The organism is Nitrospira sp. ND1, from assembly GCF_900170025.1.
Lineage (GTDB): Bacteria > Nitrospirota > Nitrospiria > Nitrospirales > Nitrospiraceae > Nitrospira_A.
The window spans coordinates 411,081-433,322 of sequence record NZ_FWEX01000006.1 but is presented as its reverse complement, the minus strand read 5'-3'; the positions used below and the strand labels follow the sequence as shown (position 1 = coordinate 433,322).

General features: G+C 58.2%; 21 protein-coding genes. 6 read left to right on the top strand and 15 right to left on the bottom strand.

All coding sequences use genetic code 11. From position 1 onward, the window contains the following. The first annotated feature begins 626 nt into the window (after nt 1–626). Nucleotides 627–1,463: a hypothetical protein gene (locus NSND_RS06560; RefSeq protein ID WP_143833439.1), complete on the top strand. Its 837-nt coding sequence runs from the start codon at nt 627–629 to the stop codon at nt 1,461–1,463. A gap of 20 nt (nt 1,464–1,483) precedes the next feature. Here the strand turns inward: NSND_RS06560 and NSND_RS06555 are convergent, their stop codons facing one another. Further along, complete coding sequence (locus NSND_RS06555) at nt 1,484–1,798, bottom strand: DUF3574 domain-containing protein (protein WP_159450665.1); 315 nt, start codon at nt 1,796–1,798, stop codon at nt 1,484–1,486. 130 nt (nt 1,799–1,928) lie between these two features. Continuing rightward, on the bottom strand, nt 1,929–2,216 hold the full coding sequence (locus tag NSND_RS06550; protein ID WP_080878234.1) for a hypothetical protein: 288 nt from the start codon (nt 2,214–2,216) through the stop codon (nt 1,929–1,931). A gap of 294 nt (nt 2,217–2,510) precedes the next feature. Between NSND_RS06550 and NSND_RS06545 the strand changes: the two genes are divergently transcribed. Together NSND_RS06545 and NSND_RS06540 are read left to right on the top strand one after the other, a co-directional pair. Next, entirely contained in the window at nt 2,511–3,806 is a 1,296-nt protein-coding gene (locus tag NSND_RS06545; RefSeq protein ID WP_080878233.1) for a DEAD/DEAH box helicase, read from the top strand. 29 nt (nt 3,807–3,835) lie between these two features. Further along, entirely contained in the window at nt 3,836–4,183 is a 348-nt protein-coding gene (locus NSND_RS06540; protein ID WP_080878232.1) for a hypothetical protein, read from the top strand. 281 nt (nt 4,184–4,464) lie between these two features. Here NSND_RS06540 and NSND_RS06535 read toward each other — a convergent pair whose 3' ends face one another. From NSND_RS06535 to NSND_RS06520, 4 genes are all read right to left on the bottom strand, one after another. Then, nucleotides 4,465–4,746 (bottom strand): hypothetical protein, encoded by a 282-nt coding sequence (locus NSND_RS06535; protein WP_080878231.1) that lies wholly within the window; start codon nt 4,744–4,746, stop codon nt 4,465–4,467. A 370-nt stretch (nt 4,747–5,116) separates the two neighbouring features. Further along, a complete protein-coding gene (locus NSND_RS06530) occupies nt 5,117–6,670 on the bottom strand; it encodes a sigma-54-dependent Fis family transcriptional regulator (RefSeq protein WP_080878230.1) in 1,554 nt (517 codons plus the stop codon). 6 nt (nt 6,671–6,676) lie between these two features. Further along, on the bottom strand, nt 6,677–8,380 hold the full coding sequence (locus NSND_RS06525; RefSeq protein ID WP_080878229.1) for an alginate export family protein: 1,704 nt from the start codon (nt 8,378–8,380) through the stop codon (nt 6,677–6,679). Between the two features lie 115 nt (nt 8,381–8,495). Beyond that, nucleotides 8,496–8,987, bottom strand: a complete 492-nt coding sequence (locus NSND_RS06520) for a hypothetical protein (protein ID WP_080878228.1) — start codon at nt 8,985–8,987, stop codon at nt 8,496–8,498. Nucleotides 8,988–9,517: 530 nt separating this feature from the next. On the opposite strand from NSND_RS06520, the gene NSND_RS06515 reads away from it, so the two are divergent. Both NSND_RS06515 and NSND_RS06510 read left to right on the top strand, forming a co-directional pair. Beyond that, complete coding sequence (locus NSND_RS06515) at nt 9,518–10,243, top strand: sterol desaturase family protein (RefSeq protein WP_080878227.1); 726 nt, start codon at nt 9,518–9,520, stop codon at nt 10,241–10,243. A 136-nt stretch (nt 10,244–10,379) separates the two neighbouring features. Then, the gene (locus NSND_RS06510; RefSeq protein ID WP_080878226.1) at nt 10,380–11,474 is read left to right on the top strand and encodes a glycosyltransferase; all 1,095 of its coding nucleotides are present in this window, start codon (nt 10,380–10,382) and stop codon (nt 11,472–11,474) included. Between the two features lie 29 nt (nt 11,475–11,503). Here the strand turns inward: NSND_RS06510 and NSND_RS06505 are convergent, their stop codons facing one another. Continuing rightward, nucleotides 11,504–12,982: a hypothetical protein gene (locus NSND_RS06505; RefSeq protein WP_080878225.1), complete on the bottom strand. Its 1,479-nt coding sequence runs from the start codon at nt 12,980–12,982 to the stop codon at nt 11,504–11,506. A gap of 195 nt (nt 12,983–13,177) precedes the next feature. After that, nucleotides 13,178–14,428: a murein transglycosylase domain-containing protein gene (locus tag NSND_RS06500; RefSeq protein WP_080878224.1), complete on the bottom strand. Its 1,251-nt coding sequence runs from the start codon at nt 14,426–14,428 to the stop codon at nt 13,178–13,180. A 271-nt stretch (nt 14,429–14,699) separates the two neighbouring features. Between NSND_RS06500 and NSND_RS06495 the strand changes: the two genes are divergently transcribed. Then, complete coding sequence (locus NSND_RS06495; RefSeq protein WP_159450664.1) at nt 14,700–15,281, top strand: Tgt2/MlaC family protein; 582 nt, start codon at nt 14,700–14,702, stop codon at nt 15,279–15,281. 155 nt (nt 15,282–15,436) lie between these two features. Here NSND_RS06495 and NSND_RS06490 read toward each other — a convergent pair whose 3' ends face one another. The 7 genes from NSND_RS06490 to NSND_RS06455 form a co-directional block, all read right to left on the bottom strand. After that, nucleotides 15,437–16,186 carry a LuxR C-terminal-related transcriptional regulator gene (locus NSND_RS06490; protein WP_080878222.1) on the bottom strand — a complete coding sequence of 250 codons (750 nt, stop codon included), beginning with the start codon at nt 16,184–16,186 and terminating at the stop codon, nt 15,437–15,439. 21 nt (nt 16,187–16,207) lie between these two features. Continuing rightward, the gene (locus NSND_RS06485) at nt 16,208–16,498 is read right to left on the bottom strand and encodes a hypothetical protein (protein WP_080878221.1); all 291 of its coding nucleotides are present in this window, start codon (nt 16,496–16,498) and stop codon (nt 16,208–16,210) included. 154 nt (nt 16,499–16,652) lie between these two features. Then, nucleotides 16,653–16,979, bottom strand: a complete 327-nt coding sequence (locus NSND_RS06480) for a DUF2934 domain-containing protein (protein ID WP_080878220.1) — start codon at nt 16,977–16,979, stop codon at nt 16,653–16,655. Between the two features lie 55 nt (nt 16,980–17,034). Further along, nucleotides 17,035–17,466 carry a PleD family two-component system response regulator gene (locus NSND_RS06475; RefSeq protein WP_143833438.1) on the bottom strand — a complete coding sequence of 144 codons (432 nt, stop codon included), beginning with the start codon at nt 17,464–17,466 and terminating at the stop codon, nt 17,035–17,037. Between the two features lie 575 nt (nt 17,467–18,041). Then, entirely contained in the window at nt 18,042–18,686 is a 645-nt protein-coding gene (locus NSND_RS06465) for a response regulator (RefSeq protein WP_080878217.1), read from the bottom strand. Between the two features lie 78 nt (nt 18,687–18,764). Then, on the bottom strand, nt 18,765–21,761 hold the full coding sequence (locus NSND_RS06460) for a PAS domain S-box protein (protein WP_143833437.1): 2,997 nt from the start codon (nt 21,759–21,761) through the stop codon (nt 18,765–18,767). Beyond that, complete coding sequence (locus NSND_RS06455) at nt 21,758–22,219, bottom strand: response regulator (protein ID WP_080878215.1); 462 nt, start codon at nt 22,217–22,219, stop codon at nt 21,758–21,760. The genes NSND_RS06460 and NSND_RS06455 overlap by 4 nt, the downstream gene beginning before the upstream one ends. Nucleotides 22,220–22,242 lie beyond the last annotated feature (23 nt).

Below are 22,242 nucleotides of genomic sequence, written 5' to 3'. Positions count from 1 at the left end.
CTCGGCAACTAACACCTCCGCATCGGCTTCTTGAGCCTGGGCGGAGCCAGGTGACACGGCCATTGCCATCAGGATGAGGATCATCATAAGAAGAAAGCTGAACTGCGGGTGCGTGCCGTTCGAAGTCCTGCCTCTCTGCTGTGTCGTGCATATCATTGAGTTGGTTCCCCGTTCCGGGCTCCGTAATTTCTCATGCATACCGGCCGCTTGACCTGCGCGCAGCGAGCCACCTACTATACGCCACTGTTCGCCTGTTTTCCGAGTCAGCATGGCCGCAAAGTGGCTGCTGTAAACGATTTGCAAGATATGCGTTGAACCGTGAGCGTTCGTTTTAACCCGTTCTTGAACAGGGTGATTCCAGGGAGTGTGGTCCAATGAGAATCGTCGATATACGCTCGCATGTGTTCGGTTATAGCGTGATGCTTCTTTTAAGTATGTCAACGGTGGCATGGGCGGAGGAGCCGCCGCAGTCTATGTCCGGTGAAGGTCAGGCGAGAGGAGTCGTGATTGGGATCGTCGGAACCCCAGTGAGGATCGTTTCTCCTGCCATCACCTCGAGTGGAGTTTTGAGCGTCGGTGACGTCATCTCTGCGGGGGAGGAGTTGCGGGTTGGAACAGGAGAGCAAGTGACCCTGCTGTGGGATCATCGTGCAGTGCTGACGTTGAATGAAGGCGCGCGAATGAACGTTCAGGAATTGCACCGTGGACAAACGGAACTCTTGTTGCCCCAGGGTAAGGTCAGGATCGCATTGTCCTACAACGCGGGGAGAATGACCGATACTCTGACGCTCTGGACACCGCTGGCACGCGTCGTCAGCCGTGGCGGCATTATGGAGGCGACGGTATTGGGGGGAGAGCGGCAATCACGTTTGGCTCGGCTGGTCACCGCGCCTCCGGGCGATACGTTGCGGGTGTTGGAAGGGCAGGCTCGTGTTGAGCCATTGACCGGAGACCGCAAGGCATTTTCCCTTAAAGCAGGGACGGAGTTCGCATTGCGAAGCGGGATGGTGACTTCTCTTTCCGAGCTCCAAGAGGGCTCTCACGTTCCGCAGCCTCTTGCCGTAAGAGAGGAGCATCGAGCCCTTCCTAGTCCTGTCACGCGGCAAATCGTCGGAACACAGGTCGGGCACGCACTTGAACTGGAAAAAGAGATTCGGCAGGCTTCTTCTGCTGGAGGGGAGAAGGAGCTTCCCGGTCCCTCGACCAAGGGAACTATTCTCGCAACCAGTATCGCGCTCCCGGTCGTCACTTTTAGTCAAACGCCAAGCCAAGTGTCTGTAAGTGGAACCTCCACCGGTGTGCCGACCGTCTTGCCTCCGCCGGCAGTGCCTCCCGTTCAAAGCGCCGGTGTCGGGAGTTCAGGGCTTGCGCAATCCGGAGGTTTGAACAGCAGCAGGTTGCTTCAGGAAATCTTGACCGAGGTCGGAAAGATCGGAAAGGGCCATGGGAAGAAAGATCGGTAGGAACGTGCAGCGAGCACGAGTTACCCTTTGAATGAGAGACAGGCCGGAGAGCGAACTCTCATGACTGCATCTTGCTGAAAGGTATGCTGGTACGTGATCATGATGCGTTGGATCGCGGCTTCTTTGGCCATATTCTGTTCGTGAGTCAGCTGCAGAATGCGTGAGGTCTCGTATTCGATCGCGCCGGTGCTCTTTCGCCACTGACCGGACGCCTGCCATGAGGTGAGGCCTTCCGGAAATGCCGGTGTGACAATGTCCTTGACGAAGGCCGTCCATTCCTCAGGACTGACGATTCCCCCGGGCTTGGCCGTCCCGAAATACAGCGACTCAAGCACCGCAGGATGCTCGCCCGGTAAACAGGCCGGTGCCCGAGCAGAGAGGCAGCCAGCGGTCTGTATCAGTACGGACAGTAGGAACACGATAGGGATCAACCGTCTCATTTCAGAAGTCTGGTGCGTGTCAGCGTTACTTCTTATCCTTGGTCGTGTTCTGAACGGAAGGCTTGGGTGGAGATTTTTCTTTGCCGCCGCCCGTTACTTTCTTGAAGGTTCCACCGATCGCCGGTCCGATTTTCGGAATTTCTTCTTCGATGTTTTTCGCCGCACTCTTCAAGCCTCGCCCGATATCGTCGAGGGTCAGGTTCTGGTCGGATCCGCTCTTTGCCGTGCCGGAGTTTTCCGCCGCCGCATGCGAGGACAGAGTAAACAGAAAGCTACTCAGGGACAGAGCGAATGCAATCAGTGTCGTACGCACCGCGGGCCTCCCGTTGTTGACCGTAGTATAAGGCATTTCGGCCTTGCGGCAAGCCCCGTCTTGGTGCCGGTAGGTTGCCGGAACTCGCAGGCCTGTTGACCGGTAGGGGCACCATGCGGTAGAGTGAGGATCTACTGCAGCATTGTATCGGTCCACCAATGCTGTACCTCCTCAACGTGGACCGCGCGATCGCATCGCGACCAGGTCCAGTTTGGAGCTGACTCCTTCCGGATTCACCCTCCCCTCGGTTCTCTGATCCCGTCTTAATGCGATCCACAACGAAAGGATAGCTGCGTGCAGACGACTGCGTTTACGAGTTTTGACTCCCTTGGTGTGTCTCCCACCCTGTTGCGAAATCTGACTAAGGCAGGTTTTGCTGAACCGACCGCCATCCAGGCTCAAGCCATTCCCCATGCGTTGGCCGGCCGGGATGTCTTGGGATGCGCGCAGACCGGAACGGGAAAGACTGCGGCCTTTGTGATTCCGATGTTGGAGCGTCTCAGCGGGACCCCGAAAGGGCAGCCTCGCGCGCTCATTTTAGCGCCGACACGCGAGTTGGCGATACAGATTCAAGCGACGATCGATACGTTGGGTCGCGATCTGCAATTGTTTGCCACGACGGTGGTGGGCGGAGCCGATATGCAGGCTCAGGTGAGAGGGCTGCGGCAGCGTCCCGACATTATCGTGGCGACTCCGGGGCGGTTGCTCGATCATATGTGGAACGGCACGATCAGCCTGCTTGCCATGTCCATTCTGGTCCTAGACGAGGCCGATCGGATGTTGGATATGGGATTTGCCCAGCAGATCAATCAGATTCTGGATGCCATGCCGGAAGAGCGGCAGACGTTGCTGTTTTCCGCGACGATGCCGAACGATCTCGCCAGATTGGCGCAGGCCAGCGTGAAAGACCCGGTGCGGGTTATGGTCACGAAATCGGCGACGACAGCGGACGGTGTGACTCAAGCCGTGCACCACACCACGCACGATCGTAAGAACGGGCTGTTGATGTCGTTGCTCCAGTCCGAGTCCGATACCGTGCTGGTGTTTGCCAGGACGAAACATCGTGCGGATCGATTGGGAAATCTGCTCGATTCGGCCGGTCACCGCGTCGCGGTGCTCCATGGCGGAAGGACCCTGCCGCAACGCCGCGCGGCGTTGGAAGGGTTCCGCCGAGGTACCTATCGAGTGTTGGTGGCCACGGATATTGCCGCACGTGGCATTGATGTGGCAAATATCGCCCACGTGATCAATTACGACGTGCCGAATTGTCCTGAAGACTACGTGCACCGGATCGGACGGACAGCCCGGATGAGGACGACCGGTCGCGCTACCACGTTTGTGACGTCCGAGGACCAGGAGCAATTGCGGGCGATCGAGCGTTTACTTGGGCAGGCGGTGCCGCGCGCCGAGGGGAGCCCGGCTTCGATGAGCGCCTCACCTCGATCGGACGGCCATGCGCCACGGAGCGAACCGGAGCGTCGACGCCGACGCGGCGGATCTTCTCAGGTGTGGAGTCAGAGCGCCGACGGAGGTCCCCGGGAGGCCAATGGGGGAATCAAGAACGGAAGTGATCTTGGGCCAAAGTCTTAATTTTTCCGCGCATACGTAGCAAGGGAGGAATGAAGGTGAGCGATCAGAATCAAGATGCGCCTCGGGCCGCCAGTCAGTGGGTCAGAATTCCTGATGGAACGATGGTACAGCATCGATTGGATGGGCAGAAGGGGCATATCGACGGATTGACTGAAATTGTGAACGGCCCGAGTCGGAATCCCGATGGTCGGACTCAGTATCGAATTAACGTTGGAAAGGGAGATCGGGTGTTGATTGCCGAGGAAGATCTCTTGATCCTGACGGATGCCGAGGGGTTAGTGCGAATGGCCAAGGAGAAGGGCGAATATCGCTCGCTGGTCAGCAAGCAACTCCGCGGTGTGTTCGGTGAAGACCGCTTTGTAATTAAGGCATCCTAAGCCGGCCGAGTGTTCCGGGAGTACCCAGGAACCCCTGTTCAGTACAGGGGTTCCTGGGGGCCCCACTGCAACCCTTCCAGGTCAGGATCATCTCCCCCCGATGTCACCGTGCGCTCGGGTTTTTCGGCTTTGCGCTGGACCCGGCGGGCTTCTTTTTCGCGCTGCTTCACTTGCTTCGCTTTTTCTCGATCGCGTTTCGCGATGGTGGTTTTGCCTGCTCGTGCGATGGTTCCCTCCTTCTATTCGTCTTCCCTGATCGGTGATCGAATAGGCCTGCCTGGTTATGATCCGGACGGTCGACGAGTGGTGCGAGTGGCACTGGTACGGGCATGGGCACGCGCAGGGCGTGCCTGGGTCTGTTCTGAGCGGGCACGGGTCTCCGCACCGAACCCTGAACTGGCCAAGTTCGTGACCGCACGACGGATTTCATCCATCGGCGTCTCCGGCGAGTCCACAGAGGGATCCACGAGTCCGAGCTGTGTCCAACGGATTCTGAGCTTCGGGACCGTGCGCTTTTTCTTATGATTGGGTTTGTTGCCGCGCCAGACGGACGTAATTTTCATCGTACACTCCTTTCGGCGAACAACAGGATGGCGATGTCCAGGCCATCAAACTGGTTGCAGTGGGTCGGGCATGCGGTTCGGACCACTGCTTTGCCCATTTCCTTGTCCGCTGAATGGGGGAAATGGGCCGTAGGAGGAGCGTAAGTTAAGGAAGCGATCGCGCCGTGATAGGGGCGGAAACGCGAAGCGTGGGATTTCGCTCGGGGCTCGTACGGTTCAGCAATTTATCATGCTTTCCATAGTCCGGTCAAATGAGCTGATTGGCGGAAGCATGACCCGGCTTCGGCTGGAGCGCGCGTTGTCATACTGCGTCGCAGAGGGGGAACTCGACAAGGGCAGGTTCCACCGTCAGTCCAGCAATCTCCATGGGTTAGGGGAGAGCCGTAGGTTCCGGCGATATGCCAGCCGGCCGTCGCAGCCCAAGTTTTCTCAGGCGGCTCCGCAGCGTTTCGGGGTTGAGTCCCAGCAGATGCGCGGCCCCCTGCTCGCCATAGATTCGCCATTTCGTCCGTTCCAGCACCTCGATGATGTGGTGGCGCTCAAGATCCCCCAAGCTGACTGGCTGGCTGCTGGAGGGGCTGTGAACGGCCTGCACGACCGGGAGCAACATCTCGTCTACGGTGACTTGGGAGGAGCCGGAAAGAATAACGGCGCGTTCGATCACATTTTGAAGCTCACGCACGTTGCCGGGCCAGTTGTAGGTGAGGAGCCGCGCCATCGATTGTGGATCAAAGGCGAGATGTGCCCGCTTGAGCTTGCCCCCGATCTGCGCCAGGAAATGCTGCGCAAGCAGGTGAATGTCTTCCCGCCGCTCCCGTAAGGGCGGCAGGGCGATGGGGAAAATATGAAGGCGGTAGAACAGGTCTGCGCGAAACGTCCCCTGTCGAACGGCGGCCTGGAGGTCGGCGTTGGTGGCAGCGACCAGTCGAACGTCCACTGCGACGGGTTGGGTTCCTCCGATACGATCGACCATACCGTCTTGCAACACTCGGAGCAACTTCGCTTGGGTTTCCAACGGCATTTCACCGATCTCGTCCAGGAACAAGGTGCCGGTGTGGGCCAGTTCAAATCGCCCGGCTCTTCGTAGCTGCGCGCCGGTGAATGCGCCCCTCTCGTGGCCAAACAACTCACTTTCAATGAGTCCTGATGGCAGGGCTGCACAGTTGACGCGAATAAAGGGCGTGTGGCTGCGGAGGCTCAAATCGTGAAGAGCCTGGGCCAGGACTTCTTTGCCAGTGCCGGTTTCTCCGAGGAGGAGAACCGTCGTGTCTGTCGGGGCGACAGCCTTCAAAAGATCGACCACCTTTCTGAAGGACAAAGAGGTTCCCACAACCAGGCGCAGATTGCGGCTGGCTTTGACCTCTTCTGCGAGATACTCATTTTCTCGACGCAAGCGGTCACTCAGCTGCTGGATCTGCTCGTACGCCAATACGTGGTCGATCGCGTATGCGATCTGGGTGGCGACTTGCTGGAGAAATTTACAATCGTCCTGATCGAGATGCCCGGTCTGAACGCTGCCGATGTTCAACGTGCCGAGGCAATGTTCCCGGACGAGCAAGGGCAGATTAATCATTCGTCCCAAACCTTCCTGCACGTAATACCGATCCTCCAGAAAGACTTGTTCTTTCTGGAGATCCTCTCTGATATGCAGGCGACGGTTATCATGGACCCAACCGACTGCGCTGCCCTTGCGTGGAATGACGCTATCGTGCGCCAGGGCCGGAGTCGCCATGTTGGTGATGACGGCATAAAAGCGAAAGGAATCGGTCTGTGATTCGTAGAGCGTAATCCCGGCCCTATCCCAAGGGATCACTTTTCGAATTTGATCGGCGATGACGCGCCAGAGACTGTCGATGCCCCGTTGCGAGTTCAGGGCGTTGGTTACTTCCAGCAGCGTTTCAAAATTCAGTGTGGCGCGTTGCATAGTCGTCTAAAAATTCGTCCAGAGTTGCACAATGCCCCAGTCCTGGTCCGCGGCGGTACCGAGCTGGTGCTTGATATAGGAGCCCGAAAAGAAGTGGCCGTAGATGATTGACAGTGAGACCGTACCGTCCGCAAACATATGGCTCCATGCGATGTCGAGTTCATCGCCGATGTGAGTCGTCCGGTTGTCAGACGCGGAGAAAATCAACGGCCCTTGTGATCCACGGTACCAATTGTCTCGGGCGCTTGCCAAGTACTTGCGCAGCGCCCAGAGTTCGATATGGTCTCGAGCGGTCGGTCGAGCCTGGACATTCACCTGCGGCTGGACGCTATTGCGCCAGGCGCCGTTGAGCATGTAGCCGACGTGCAGAAAATTGGTCGGGAAAAAATTCTCGAATGTGTTGGCATTGCCGCCGCAACTGCGTGCCAGGTTTCCGCCGGGGGGGACACAGTTGCTGTCGCCGTCTCCGGAGGCGTAGTCGAATCCGATGGCGACCCGGGGCTTCCAACGATGGGTGTACCATGTGTAGCCGAGCCACGTCCCGGAAGCCCAGGCATTGATACGCAGATTGCGCCGGTTGTCGAAATCGAATCCATCGGCGCTACGGCCGAATTGATAGGCCGCTTCATGGGTGAAATCCCAATTGCCGTCCCGGAACTCAATGCGGAGGCCGACCATGTGCCGTAACTGAGAGGCCGATTTGGGTAAGTATTGGCCGGGATTGGCCCGCTCCGGAAGACGGTTCGAGTACAGGACATAGTAGGGCTCTACGATCATGCGGGGGATGCTGCGGAGTTGACTGTAGAACACCACCAGATCCACGTCGCTGCCCGCGTCGGTCGCATGTTGCGCAAGGGCCGGATTGCAGGTGGCCGAGGAGTTTGCCTCCGGGTTGCATGTCAACAGGTTTGGTGTAAGGCTTCCACCCGGGCTCGCCTGCCCCAAGTCCGTTTCGGAATTTCGAAACCAGCCCAGTTTCGTATCGAAGGCGGCGGTCGCATAACTCAGCATGATGCCGTCGTGCGAATAGCCGGTATTGGCCCAGTCGAAATGGCCGAAGAGTCGTTGGTTGCCGAAGACGACATACTGCCGGCCGATCTTGGCGCTGAATCCATCGATACCGGCGATGTTCCTGACCAGCATATAGCCGGCGCGAATGCCTAAGCGGCATTGTCCCGCTAGCTGGATCCCACAATTATGAGTGCTCGCGTCACTCACTTGATTCCTTCCGGTGGGGTCGCCATTCCCCCCCCATGTGGCGGAGTCTTGTAGCTCGACATAAAAATTTACATTGGGGGAAGGATCATAGCCCAGGCCAATGCGTGCCCACTGCTGGATGAAGAAATCGCCGGCATGACGACCGCTATGAGCTCCTGTGCCGGACCCGAATTGATCGAGACTGTTGCAGGCGCCGGCGATCGGGGGGCCGCCTCCAAAGCAGACGCCGTTGCGCCATTCAGGTCTCACCCGGAGATCCGCGCGCATCCAGACATGCTGGAGATCGAAGGACGACCCGAGGGGCGAGGATACCGCGTCATCCGGTTCAAACCGAGGGCGCACGGGTGACGATGACAAGCCTGGTGAGGCAGGCCCATATCCGGCGCGTTCGCTTTCTGCCCACACCGGAGGCAAGACAAGGGTTGCGCCTGTGCTCTCAAGCAGGATGACACACACCAGCAGGACGGTTCTCGTGAGCGTAGATCGTAACATCGAAGATCATGGAGCATCGGAATCCTCCATTCACTGGTGCGGGGCGGCGGGCCGACGGCCTCGGGTGGATGGTCGGCCCGCCGCAGATTCCACAGTTCGATGAAGCCAATGGGGCTTAGAAAGCCATTGACGCTCTTTCTTCCATGTCCCGCATAAAGTCTTCGTGTTTCTTTACTTCATCGGCCCCCTTTGCCCGGATATGGCGATCGCGTGCATGGTATTCATCCGGGGTAACGCGATAGCAGAAGTCCCACAAGGCGTCGGCGCTGTGTGCATCGATTCCTCCGACCCTGGCTTCCAGCATGACCATGAGTTGGTTCACGCCGTCGTAGGTGGCTCGCCGGTTTCCCGTGCGGTACAGTTCGCGCACTTTACGCATCTGCTCCACATAGGCCTCAAAATTTCCTGGGATCAGGCTCTTCTCGGCGAGTGTTTGGTAGGTCACAACCTGGCCCAGCAGTTCTTCCGCCCAGACGGAAGATTTTTGACTGTTGCTCCAGGTCACCGGCTCAATGTTGTCGGCGGCTGCCTGGGTGGGAGCGGGGCCGAGTAAGGCCCAGCTGCAGGCCAGCACGATTGCGGAATAGGTTGCGATGTGTCGCTTCATGTTGTCCTCCTCCTTGAGGTCTATCCGGCAGAAATTTGCCGGGTGGATGGTGTGCATGGTTAGTGAGCCACGATTTGCTCGTAGGTAGAGCAATACCTGTGCCTTTACGGGTGAATAGGGCGAAGATTGCCAACGCATTGAATTAGTGCGAAAAGTTGATGCAGGCGCTCATGTGGTGCGGAGTACACCGTTTCTATTCACGGTGACGGCGTGAAATAAAACGGTGCTGATCGTTGGCCCGATGAGTTGTAACGGGCAAAACAATGGTGCCGATCGATTGTCTGCGATGTGGGCGTCTACGAAGCATGTCGATCGGCATGCGGCAGGTCGCCGCCGAGAGCGGAGATGCGGAAAGTTACAAAGGGTTTCGCAACTGCGGAGGTTTTCGGTAGGGTAGGCCAAGTGTAAAATCCGGCGGTACTGAAGGGGCGCAAGCGCCCGCCCCGATGCCGGCGAACATGGCGGGGAGCAGTTTCGGAATAAGGCGCGTAGGAGGTTCCTCGTGAGGCTTGGGAGGCGAACGGAGGCCTATGGACAAGGCGCTGTATCCCTATCTGCTGTTCTGGAGTATCGGGCTCCTATGTTTTCTCGCCGAGTGGCGATTTCCTGCACGTCCGATTGCCTACCGGTCTGTATTCTGGCGGGATCTGATCGCGTTAGGTTTGTACAATGTATCGTTCCTTGCCGTGGTACAGGCGACGGATCGGATTCCGATCCCGAACTATATGCCTGCGGTCCTGTACAATCTGCCCACGGTCGTGAAGTTGGCCTTCTTCTATATCGTCGAAGATTTCGGGCTCTATTGGGTGCATCGGCTCATGCATACCAAGCCGGTGTGGCGCATCCACCGTTGGCACCATTCCCCCACCTCCCTGTACTGGCTTTCTGGAATCCGCGCCACCATTCCGCATATCGCTCTGTTCAACCTGACGTATATCATCGCCCTTCCGTTACTGCATGAGGCTTCGGCATGGGCATTTCAGGTGATCATGGTAGAGCACATTGTGCGGAACAATTGGATGCATCTGAATGTCACCTGGAGGTCGTCCTGGCTGGAATGGGTGTTTGTGACCCCGCGATACCATCAGATCCATCACAGCACAGATCCTGCTCATCAACGGACAAATCTAGGCGCGTTGCTCACGATTTGGGACCGGCTGTTCGGAACCTACTACAATCCGGACGATGTCAGAGGTGAATTGTCGTTTGGCCTTGCCGAACGGGTCCCGCCGGTGAGGCTGGTCATCGGATTGTAAGAGTACCATTGCGTCGCAAGCGTTTCGCTGTCTTCTTCGAGCTGGTTCTCGGCCTGATGGACAAAGCCCGGCGTCGATCACGGTCCGGGCCGGCAGGTGTCTCTGATGCTTCGCGAAAGCCATTGAGAGGGTAGTAGTGCAAGGGCCTGTCCTGTCCATCATCGTGCCGACATTTAACGAACGGGACAATATCCCCCGGCTTGTGGGGGCTCTGGACGCCTGCCTGGTTGGGGTAGAGTGGGAACTTATCGTGGTCGACGACGACTCTCCGGACCAGACTGCCGCAGTGGTGCGCGCGCAGGCCTGCGCCAACCATCGGGTGCGTTGTCTCCATCGGATTGGACGTCGGGGGTTGTCCTCAGCTTGTATCGAAGGGATGTTGTCGAGTTCCGCACCGGTTGTGGCCGTGATGGACGGCGACCTTCAGCACGACGAACGATTGCTCCCCGACATGCTCAAGGTCTTATTGCAGGGTGGGTACGACATCGTGGTCGGGAGCCGGTACATGGCGGGTGGCAGCATCGGCGAGTGGGATGGCATGCGGGCCTTGACCAGTCGATGGGCTACGCGGTTGAGCCGCCCACTGGTGCCTGCCGGATTGACGGACCCGATGAGCGGCTTTTTTGCCATGCGCAGAGAGGTGTTCGAGCGGCTGGTGAGACGGACGTCCGGGATGGGTTTTAAACTCCTGCTGGATGTGTTGGCCTCGTCCCCGCATCCGTTGCGGTTCATAGAACTGCCCTATGAATTCAGGTCGAGACAAGCCGGGGAGAGCAAGCTCGACAGCCAGGTGGCGTGGGACTACGTCATGCTGCTGCTTGATAAGTCCATCGGCCGGTTTGTGCCTGTGCGCCTGGTGACATTTTGCCTCGTGGGGGGCTCCGGCGTCCTGATCCACTTCAGTCTGTTGTGGGTGCTGTATCGCTGGTTGGCGGTGCCCTTTGCCTGGGGGCAGGGTATTGCCACGTTGCTCGCGATGACGAGTAATTTCATCTTGAACAACATTATTACCTATCGGGACCAGCGGCTACGAGGGTGGCAGTGGTTGCGAGGGTGGTTGTCGTTCGTCCTGGTGTGTAGTCTTGGCGCTGTCGGAAATGTGGGGGTTGCGTCGTATCTGTTCACGCAGCAATTTCATTGGGGATTGTCCGCCCTGGCAGGCATTCTTGTGGGGACGGTATGGAATTATGCCGTCACCTCGTCCTACACCTGGAAAGTCAAGGCTCGGTGAGCAATCGGGATTGCCCTGTCGGCCGTGCGCTAGGGCTGTACCCTTCCGGTACGATAAAACTGGAACTCGTCTCCTGAGCCGAATGGAACGAAGTCGGCAGGAGGGGGGGGGCGCAAGCGTTGGGTGCGTCGGACGACCACGTAGTCGTACTGGGCGCGGAGCTGGTCCCAGGGAATCGGCGCCGCGCGAAAGAGGAATTCTTCTACCGTCAGCAGTGCATGGACTGCCGGCGTGAGTCGGACCGGTTGCTGGCCCGGTGCGGCGAAGAGGTTCGAGACGAAGACCGACCGCCGGATGACTCCCCAGCAGGACAGGTTTACCATGGGCATGGGCTCAGGTATCTGGCCTTCTGCCGGAGACCAGTTGTCATAGGAGGCCATTTTAATGGCCGACAGCAGGCGCGCTCCTTCCGGCAGCTGATCAAGGGTCTGTTTGAACTGTCGGTAGTGGTGTGCCGTGTTCTGCCAGTGCTCGGTGATGTAGCCCATCCTCACCGCGAATACCGTGCTCAGGGCCAGTGCCACCGGAAGAAACCATCCTCGGCTGATTTCGCGCCAATCCGAACTCGCCACGGTGAGTAAGACGAAGACGATCGGCATTCGTATATCGACCACCGCGGTTGTGCCGATCGTATTAGGCATCGCCATGGCGGCCAGCGCGGTTGCGCCGAGCGGGAGGAACATCGACGGCAGGATGGAGCAACGTCGCCGAACCAACCCTATGCCGACCAGCCCGACCAGCATGAGAACGGTGACGCGATCTAAGAGCCGGTGTTCGGTTCGGATGGTCCCTTTCAGGGCTTCGAGTTTTGTTACGGGAGAAAGAAAGGAGATGAGTGGGGGCGGGGAAGATCCTCTGAGCCACAAGGGATAGTCTTCGGGGGCCACTTTGAAGGTCGGGGTCAGTGTCAGGATGATGAGTGGAATGATGAGTGCCGGAGCGGCCTTCCAGCAGGCGGCGTTGGCAGGGTGAATGGCCTCGTCTCGCAGACGCCACCATTGAGAGAGCTCATAGGTCGACACGATCAGCGCGAGGCTGCCGAATGCGAAGAGGTGGGCGAATAACAACATGACGGCGGTGAGTGAAAACAACGGCACGACCAGGAGCGCGGAACGAGTGCGGAGCCTGACCCACAGGGCGCAGGCGAACAGAGCCAGTCCGAGCCCGAAGAGATAGTTGAGGAAGCCCCACAGGAAGACACTGTTATAGAGAAAGAAAAATGCCAGGAGTGGCCAGGGAGACCAGCGTCGATGCAGGGCAGCGTGAAGCGCCATCGTGCCGCCCGCCAGCAGTGCGAATGTCAGCGCGATGAACATCTTGCCTGCCTGTTCAACCGACATGATCCGGGTAAGCGGCGGCACCACCAGATCCATCGAAAGGTTAGGAAGCAGGTCCCAGTGGATGTCGTAGTATTGGCGAAGCCAGGGGGAATGCCCGCCATCGGCTAGGATGTGCATGCGGGCCAGGTGATTGGGATAGTCTACGAGCGGCGGGATCTCAACCGTCATCAACGGGACCAGCGCGATGCACAGTAGGGCGAAGGCGGCGCCGAGGATGCCGAATGCAGTGCTCTTGTCAGGTGATGAGTTCGCGGTGCTCCTCCTTGAAAAACCCGTTGCCTGACTTGTTGTAAACAAGCGGGCGCCGGAAGGCAAGAATCCAACCATCACTGGTTTGGGAGAATTGTCGGAACCGGTGCGTGGTTATTTAGCGGCGGTATCGCCGAGACTCACAAATTGCTTTCGAAACCCGACGACCTTCGCGAGATAGTCGCGGGTCTCCTGGTAGGGGAGTCCGGTACGGAGGCGGTCATAGAGTGCGGCCGGTTGTAATCCATTGATCTGCTGCAACGCGTTCCGCTGATCTTTGGAGAATGTCTTGAAGACGTTGCCGGCGCCGGTGTTATAGGCTGAGATCACGCAGTATTCACGCGAGACCAGGTCGGTGACATCGTCCAATTGGGCGTACGTCAGCACGTTGAGATAGGCCGTGCCCAATTCGATGTTGTTGTCCGGATCGAAGAGGTAGTCGCGTGAGGGCGCCTTGTCTTCACCTTTTGCCTTGCGGTACGCATCCCGCCCTCCGCTGGTGGGGACCAATTGCATCAATCCGTAAGCCGGCGCAGAACTGACGGCAAAGGGATTGAAGTTACTCTCGGTGCGGATAATGGCAAAGACAAGGCTGGGACTGATTTGGTAGCGCTCCGCAAACTGTCCGACGACCGCGCGGTATTTCTCGGCCTGTTTGTGCGAGAAATTCGTGACCATCGAGATGGTGACCATGTGGGCGGTTTTCGGTCCCTCTTCTTGCCCGACCTTCCGGGTGGTCGTGCTCTTGGAGAGGAGTGTGTCGGCGAACTGTTCCGCTTCCGCGGGTGTGCGCACCGGCTTGCCGGCTTGATCCAGCACGAGACCCAAAAGGTACGGCTCTTTGTCACTGGTCAGGGTGATTTCTTTGTCCGTAAACAGATCGACGCTGCGAGGATCGTTGGGAGTGAGGAGGGTGGTGACGACGGCATTCTTCAGGCTGGCCCGCGGATCCTTCTCGTCAAGCGTCTCGACCAGGATATTGCCCGCATCGAAATCCACGATGGCGCGACTGCGGTAATTCTGCGTGTATTTCACATATTTCTTCTGCTCGGGCAGTTTCACTTCCTTGGTGCCCCACTTTTTCCCGACTTCTCCGGTCAACGCCGCCATGAGCGCTTGGAAGTCCCGCTGGATCGACCGAAGGTCCCGCAATAAAGCTTGGGGGTCCCGCCCATAATTCTCGACACGCCGCCTGGCGATTTCAGCCGGATCCTTGCCGCCGACGATATCCAGGACGGTTCTTCCTGTGCTGCTGCCGACAGCCCGTTCGGCGGCGCCGAGCATTTTGTCGGTTGTTTCGCAGCCTGAAAAGAGGGCAGGGATGGAGAGACTCAGCAGCAGGAGGGGCATTCGTGGAAGGGACATGGCGCGAGTATACCGAAGGTGCCGCAGAGAGGAAAATAAAATCTCTCAATGGCGCGTCGTTACCGTTCGGCGCAATAGCCGGCTCCTTCAGTACCTGATCCTTTGGCGGCTGAAACGCAGGTATATCCACGTGCTTGACGCTCGGTTTTGACGGCCGGTACCATGAACGATCATTGGCAGAAGTTATTGGAAGGCAGAATGTATGAAGCACAGATTTGTTGGCCTGAGCCATCCTTGTCCCTCGACTTCGAGGTCCGTCCGGGGGGTGATCGTGTGGCTACTCGCGGTGATGTTGGTGGCGGTATCCGGTCATGCCACCTCTTCGTGGGCTGCACAGACGCCTACGGAGGTCGTCGAGCGCACGATGAAGGACATGTTGTATATCCTGACGGAGTTGAAGGATGCGAGCCGCTCTGCGCAGCGTCAGTGGGAAATCGAGCAGGTGGTCCGGCGGGCCTTCAACTATGAAGAAATGGCCGAACGGTCGCTGGGGGAGACCGGGATCAAGTCGAATGCTGCAGAGCGCCGGCAGTTTGTGCGACTCTTTGTGCAGGTGTTACGCGATGATCTGGCGGACCACCTGCGAGACTATTCTGCGGCCCAAGTGGTCTATCTCGCTGAAGGAAACGATGCCGACGGAGCACAAGTCATGATTGCGCCTGCCGGCCAGGAAGTCGACACACGGATCGAATTTCAAGTGGTTCGGCGATCCGGGGCTTGGCTTGTCAATGATATCAGCATCGACGGGGCCAGCATCATGGCGAAGTATCAGGCGCAATTCACGCGCATCCTTCGCGAGGGTTCGTTTTCCGATCTCATGGAATATCTCAAACAGAAGGCAGTCATTGCCTAAGTGCTCGACAGAGCGATTCCTGGGCCGTCAGTCACTGTCTCCCTGGTCTGCAGTCGGTTCATATCCGCTGGATGCTCCGCAACGAGGTTCCTCATGGCACGGCTCGTTGCTCTTCATGCCGACGATGAATGGGCTGGACGAGCTTTCCGACGCTCTCAGGCTGACTGCTCCGAACCCGCTACGAGGTGTGCGCGAGCGGCTGTCCCATTCGCGTGGAGTTTGACCAGGCCGTATTTGTGCGCTCGAATCAGGAGTTGCTGGCGGCTGTGCACATCGAGTTTGCCGAAAATGCTGGTGAGGTGATGGCGTACGGTCGTGCTGCAAATGCTGAGGCGGCAGGCGATATCTTTGTTGGACAGGCCCTCTCCAATCAAGGTGATGATGTCATGCTCACGTTTCGTGAGGTCCTCGGACCAATTCGGCAGAACGGGGATCCGGTCCTCGAAGCCGCCTGCTGAGCCGGTTGTCTCCAACGCGCTTGCGTCGCAAGGATGACAGCGCGCCACGTTCGCCGGACGCCGACAGAGATACTCGATGACGGCAAGCAGCACGACTCCCGGCTGGGTGGTCAACACCATGCCGTCTATTCCGGACGACAAGGCTTCCAGCCCGGCTCGACTGTCTTCAATTCCATGCAGGGCGATGATTCGTATGGTCGAAAGCGAAGCCTTCACCTTTCGAACCAGCCCGAGGATGTCCATGCCGGGCTGCAGCTCAATGATGAGCAGCTGTGGCTTCTCTTGCGTGACGATGCTCACCGCCTGCAGCATGTTCGTCGCCTCTCCGATCAGCCGGATGTGCGCGTGCGGTGCGATGACGGCTTGCAGTCCAAGCCGCAGGAGCTGATTCTGGCTGACGATCGCGATGGTAATGAGGGCAGAGCCCGAGCCGCGTTCGTGAATCAATCAGTCCTCGAATCCGTAGCCTTAGCGCGGTGAGACGCCGGAATGGGTCACCGCCTGTCGTCGGCAATACTCGTAACAACTGGACGGGACGAGGTCACCTGAAGGGCGAACCGTGCCACAGACCTGCCCCATCAGGAGTGCCCATTCGGCGACGTGGGTTGCCAGTCGGACCGGTTCCAGGCCATGGGTGCTGAACAGATTCAGCGCAACCGTCGACAGCACGACCTTGAGGTACGAGAGGGACGGACCATAGCTGAAGACATATTCATGCTGCCCGGAGAACAACAGCTGCAGCCCTTCTCGTGCCCTCATCCCACGATGTCCGCAGTGTCCACACTGGAGGCATTCAAGACCAGTGTGTGCGTCATAGCCTGCACGATAATCAGATGCCATTAGTTGGCCGCAGTTGGTGGTTGGGCAGCGCATCGTACTGTTCTCCGTGCAGGATCTTCCGTGTGCGACCTTCTCATCGTCCCACGCGTGACGCCTGGACAGAGGTCGGGAGGCGGTCAGTTCTGTCGTGGCGCGCGCGCGTCGGTTCCGTCAGTGTCAATCGTTCGGCTTCCAGCCAGTCTTGACGGTCGTGCCCGTCCTGCCGCCCTCGTTGCTGATAGAGCTCATAGGCCAACTTCTCGATGCGCGTCCTGATTTCTTCGGTCGTCGCTTCGTTGTCGGCCTGCTGCGGCGAGCTCTCAGGACCCGACCGTTGTCGTGCCGAGGTCTCCATCTCTTTCGTGGATCGACTCGGTATCCGGACGCTGTCTTCGATTGACCTTAACCGTCGCTGTGCCATGACTGAACCTCCCTGTTGAGTCCGAGTGAGTGGTGTTCTTCCCGAGATGAGCGCATCACGTCAGAGATGCGCGTACACATGGAATACCGAGATTTGCTCGCAGCAACTCCTCGACGCGATTGTGCACGAGCGGAGCCTGATGACGTGGACGAGCGTCTATTGGCGGAGAAAGAGTACCCAACGCGTCTCGCATCGGTTCGACGACGGTCAAGATCGGCGCTTGTGGGCAGAGGACGTTGAGGGCTCGAAGAGTATCGAGTTCAGCGGTCCCCCGTTTCTCATCGCAAGAGTCCGAACTAAGCAGGATGGCCTCCGGCTGTATCTCCCCGAGCTCGGTGAGCATGGATTGAAGGTCTCGAACGAGAACTGCATGGTACCCATTGGTCGCGAGGCAATCCGCCAGTTTGAGTCCGAATTGCCATTCAGGATCGACGATCATGACACGGGATCTTCCGGTCTGTTTGGTACTGTTCATTGTCGCGCTCATGTGTCGACCTCCCTCTTATCTCCCGTACGAACGGCCGGTGTGCTGCCGGGTTTCCGCTACACGCCTGTCGGGATCGAAGTGGTGCAAGGTGTGTGCGTGGACAGACGCGAGAGAAACCAGGTATTGGCACCCAGCGCGCGGTTGGAGAGAGATCGTTCCTTCCCGCGACAGGGCATCGACTGCGATGAATATCTGGTTCCAGGTGCAGGCGGGGAATCTATAGGCCAGTGCATCCAATCTGCAGGGGCCCTGCTGTTCCAGCTCTCGGATAATGAGGGCCTCTGTCTCATAGAGCTCGGTCATGTCATCCCCCTCTGACCGGTCATCGTCTGAGTTGTAAGGAGGGACCAGCCCAACCATGCCACCCGGTCCTCTCTTGCGAATGACGGTGCGAACGGTCTCGCAACCAGATCGCACCGTCAGTGCTATCTGTACCGGAAGCAGGTTCAGAAAAGCATAGCCTTTTACGCAATTTACGCGTCGCCGTTTCCTGTGCGGCCCGTGTCGACGTTTATGCTACGAAGGGAGTTTGTGGAGCGGGAACGGATAGGCAATGATGACAGAGAGGAAGGATTTCACCTGATGAGCCGGTTGACGAGACGATGTTCTATCGCGTAATGCGTCAATTCGGTGTTGTTCTTCAGTTGCATTTTTTCGAGGATGCGCGCCCGATAGGTATTGATGGTGCTGACACCGACGCACAAATCATCCGCGATGTCTTTCAAGCTTTTCCCCCCCGCGATTAAACACATGACCTGGTACTCGCGATCAGACAATTGTTCGTGCAGCGGTTTCTCCCAATCACTCTCCAGATTCAGGGCCAGGAGTTCCGCCACTGCGGCACTGACGAATTTTCCGCCGCCGAGGATCTTCCGGAGAGCTTGCACTAATTCGTTCGGCGCACTGTCTTTCGACAGATAGCCGGCCGCGCCGGCTTTCAACATTCGTAATGCCAGCTGGTCTTCCGGATAACCGCTCAGGACGAGGACGGGGAGTTTCGGCCGGGCCTGTTTGAGCTCTTTGAGCGCATCGAGCCCGCTCTTCCCGGGCATGCCGACATCGAGAATCACAATATCCCAGCTGTGCTTCCCTACCTGCGCGATCATCTCCTCCGCGTTTTGAGCGTCGCCGAGGACGGCCCCATGGAACTGTTCGCTGAGAATTTGTTTGACGCCCTGTCGGACGACGGCGTGATCATCCACAACGAGAATTCTTGTCACAACCTGTTCCTCCTTCCGCTATCGCGCCTGAGAGGTTGAACGCGCAGTGCCCCCTGTTGCGTTCCGGCGTCGGGCCGACTATGGCTGACCAAGAGGAATCCGGACCCTCACCGCCGTGCCTGTCCCAGGACTCCCTGTGACGATGGTTTCACCTCCCAGAAGCAGGGCTCGCTCCCGCATTCCCACCAGGCCCAGGGAATGCGGGTCGGCCAATTCAGCATCGGTGACGCCGCGCCCGTTGTCGCGCACGTCAAGCACAAGGCTGCCGGCCTGCTCTTGAAGAGTGATATGGACGATCGACGCCTGGGCATGGCGAGCCACATTGGTCAGGATTTCCTGAAAAATTCTGAACATGGCCGTCGACCCGGCATGAGACAACGTGATAGCGCGCAGATAGACGTCGAGCGTGCATTGAATCCCTGTGCGTGCTTGAAATTCATGGGCCTGCCATTCGATGGCAGGGATGAGGCCGAGTTGGTCGAGGACGACAGGGCGTAATTCTGTGGCGATGCGTTGAACCGACTGGATCGTGCCATCGACCAGCGTGGAAATCGACTCCAGCCTTTTCATCATCGCAGGAGAGACTTCGGAGATCTGGTCGCGTAACAGGCAGAGGTCAAGTTTCACGCCTGTCAACGCTTGCCCCAATTCGTCGTGGATCTCACGGGCGATCAGAATTCGCTCCTCTTCCCGAACTGATTCGAGCCGCGCGGTCAGTTTTCTGAGTTGATCGTGCGAGAGGGTGAGCTGTTGTTCGGCCCGTTTGCGCGCGGTGGTGTCGAGAAACACCACCACGGCTCCGATGATCTGCTCTTGTTCGATGATCGGAAACGAAGAGTACTCCACCGGAAAATCCGTCCCGTCCTTGCGCCAGTACACTTCGTCATCCACCTTGCACCCTTTTCCGCGCTCGAGCGTCTCTTGAATACGGCAGGCCGCACGGGGGTATGCGGTGCCACCCGTGAAGGAATAATGGATGCGCTCATGCATATCTTGGCCGAGGAGCTCGTCCGGGAGATAGCCCAGCATGCGCGCTGCAGCTGAATTGATGAATGTGCAGCGACCTTCACGGTCGATGCCATAAATCCCTTCCCCGCTGGACTCCAGCAGCAGCAAACGATCCTTGGCGAGCTGTTGTCGGGCTTCTTCGGCTCGCTTTCGATCCGTAATATCGGTTGCGATGCCGCACAGGGCGTAACAACGATTCTGGGCATTGCGGAGGGGAAACTTGACGACGATGCTGGTGTGGAGGCCGTCGTCATGGAGCGCCGATTCTTCGAATCTCATGGGTTCTCCGGTCTCCAAGACCTTGCGGTCGTTGTCTCGAAATACGGCGGCTTGTTCCGGAGGGAAGACTTCCTCGTCGGTTTTACCGACGAGATCCTCGTGGGACAAATGGGAAATGATTTCAAACTGACGGTTCGCCTGGAGATAGCGTCCGGCAAGGTCTTTGATGAAAATCAGGGCTGGGCTATTGTTCATGATCGCTCGAAATCGTTCTTCGCTATCTCGCAGTGCCGTCTCTGCCTGCCGGCGCTCGCTGATATCGCGTATGATGCCGGTGATGAAGAGTGTGGACTTGGCTGTCCAAGCCGCCAGACTGAACTCCAACGGAAACTCAGTTCCGTCTTTCCTCAGACCGATCAGTTCAAACATGTCTGCCTGTAAGGTCAATCGTCCGGCGGCGGCAACCCGTTCGACGCCTCGTTGGTGCGCCTCGCGGAATCGTTGTGGAATAATACGGGTTACCGGTTGCCCCAACATCTGCTCGGCCGTATAACCAAAGATCTTTTCAGCGCCGCTGTTCCAGAAGGCCACCTGCCCTCGGGTATCCATCAGAATAATCGCGTCGCCGGTTGATTGCACAATCGACCGCAGCCGTTCTTCACTCTCCAGCCGTGCCTCCTCCGCCCGTTTGCGGTCCGTGATGTCGCGGGCCACCGCCTGGAACCCGACTACCTGGCCTTCCTCCAAAAGAACTTGCACATTCTGGCCGATCCACACTTCGCTCCCGTCCTTGGCAAGGGCCAGAAATTCGTAATAGGTGCTTGGTTGTTTACGGACGAACTGCCGTCCGTAAAATCGTTCGGCCGCGGGCTGATGATCGGGATGAATCAACTCGATGAACCGACGCCCCAACAGTTCCGGTTCCGTATATTTCATGATGCGCATGGCGACCGGGTTCACAAAGGTGAACCGACCCGATGCATCCGTTCTATAGATGATGTCGTTGGCTTTAGTGACCAGCAGTCGATACCGTTCTTGGCTGTCCCGGAGCGCTTCATCGGTTCGCTTTGCAGCGGTGATGTCTCGAAAGACGGCAACCCCTCCGCTGAGATGCCCGGTGTCATCCAGCAACGGTCTGGCCGTCACGCTGAGCCAGGCTTCGCCCGGCCAATGCGGCCGGTGAAAAAAGATCAAGACATCGGTCACGGATTCTCCACGGATCGCTCGTGCCAGCGGTAGGTCATCGGTCGGGAATGGTGTGACCCTGTCCGGTAAAAATAGCGCGTAATGCTTGGACCATTCTCCGATTCCTATGTCGGCAGGACCGCTTCCGATGATACGTTCAGCGGCCTGGTTCCACACTTGGAACGTTCCCCTTTCGTCGGCCATCACCACGCCCTCGGCCATGTTGTCCAGCACGGACTGGAGAAAGCGCGTTTTCTGCCGCAGTTCTTCTTCCAGCCGCTTGCGTTCGACGGCATACTTCAGGGCGCGTGCCAGGAGCGGGGCGGTCGTCTGTCCTTTCACGAGATAGTCCTGGGCGCCTGCCTGGATGAGCTGTAGTCCCAATTCCTCATCTTCCCGTCCGGTCACCAGCACGATTGGAATCCCCTGCGCCGCCGCGTGCATCCTGACTAGGGTCTCGGCCCCTTGGCTGTCCGGCAACGAGAGATCCAGGAGAATGATGTCGAACGCGGCCTGAGTCAGGCATCGGATGGCGGCATCGAGCCGGTCGACATGCGTGAGGGTGAGCCGGCCGGCGCCGGTTTCCGTCAAGAGTTCCCTCAGAAGACGAGCATCGCCGGCATTGTCTTCGACCAGCAGGATATGTGCGGGACCGGTGCTCACCTGGTTCCGTTTTGTGGTGGGACCGGCAAGACGACGATCCCGAGCCAAAAATCTTCGATGGATCGCACCACCCGAATGAACTGATCCAGATCCACCGGCTTCGTGATATAGCAGTTGGCGTGAAGGTTGTAACTCTTCAGGACATCCTGCTCGTCCTCTGAGGTCGTCAGCACGACCACCGGAATGCGTTTCAGCGGCTCCTCGGCCTTGATTTGAGCCAGCACTTCCCGACCGTCTTTTCGAGGCAGATTCAAGTCGAGCAGGATCAGGTGGGGGCGAGTCGCGTGGGCGTAGGGACCCTGTCGTCGCAGATAGGTCAATGCTTCCTCACCGTCCTTCAGCACGGTCAGATGGTTCACGACTTTGGCTTCCTTCAGTGCTTCCATCGTCAGCCGAACATCGCCCGGATTATCCTCGACCAGCAGAATCTCGATGGGCTTCACCATCTCAGGTACCATACAACTCCTGCTCCTTCCTTCCG

Bases quoted from the DNA above. Each gene is read 5' to 3' on its own strand.
- NSND_RS06540 (WP_080878232.1), top strand. From the start codon at position 3,836: ATGAAGGTGAGCGATCAGAATCAAGATGCGCCTCGGGCCGCCAGTCAG.
- NSND_RS06535 (WP_080878231.1), bottom strand. From the start codon at position 4,746: ATGAAAATTACGTCCGTCTGGCGCGGCAACAAACCCAATCATAAGAAA.
- NSND_RS06530 (WP_080878230.1), bottom strand. From the start codon at position 6,670: ATGCAACGCGCCACACTGAATTTTGAAACGCTGCTGGAAGTAACCAAC.
- NSND_RS06525 (WP_080878229.1), bottom strand. From the start codon at position 8,380: ATGTTACGATCTACGCTCACGAGAACCGTCCTGCTGGTGTGTGTCATC.
- NSND_RS06520 (WP_080878228.1), bottom strand. From the start codon at position 8,987: ATGAAGCGACACATCGCAACCTATTCCGCAATCGTGCTGGCCTGCAGC.
- NSND_RS06515 (WP_080878227.1), top strand. From the start codon at position 9,518: ATGGACAAGGCGCTGTATCCCTATCTGCTGTTCTGGAGTATCGGGCTC.
- NSND_RS06505 (WP_080878225.1), bottom strand. From the start codon at position 12,982: ATGACGGTTGAGATCCCGCCGCTCGTAGACTATCCCAATCACCTGGCC.
- NSND_RS06500 (WP_080878224.1), bottom strand. From the start codon at position 14,428: ATGTCCCTTCCACGAATGCCCCTCCTGCTGCTGAGTCTCTCCATCCCT.
- NSND_RS06485 (WP_080878221.1), bottom strand. From the start codon at position 16,498: ATGAGGGCACGAGAAGGGCTGCAGCTGTTGTTCTCCGGGCAGCATGAA.
- NSND_RS06480 (WP_080878220.1), bottom strand. From the start codon at position 16,979: ATGGCACAGCGACGGTTAAGGTCAATCGAAGACAGCGTCCGGATACCG.
- NSND_RS06475 (WP_143833438.1), bottom strand. From the start codon at position 17,466: ATGAGCGCGACAATGAACAGTACCAAACAGACCGGAAGATCCCGTGTC.
- NSND_RS06455 (WP_080878215.1), bottom strand. From the start codon at position 22,219: ATGGTACCTGAGATGGTGAAGCCCATCGAGATTCTGCTGGTCGAGGAT.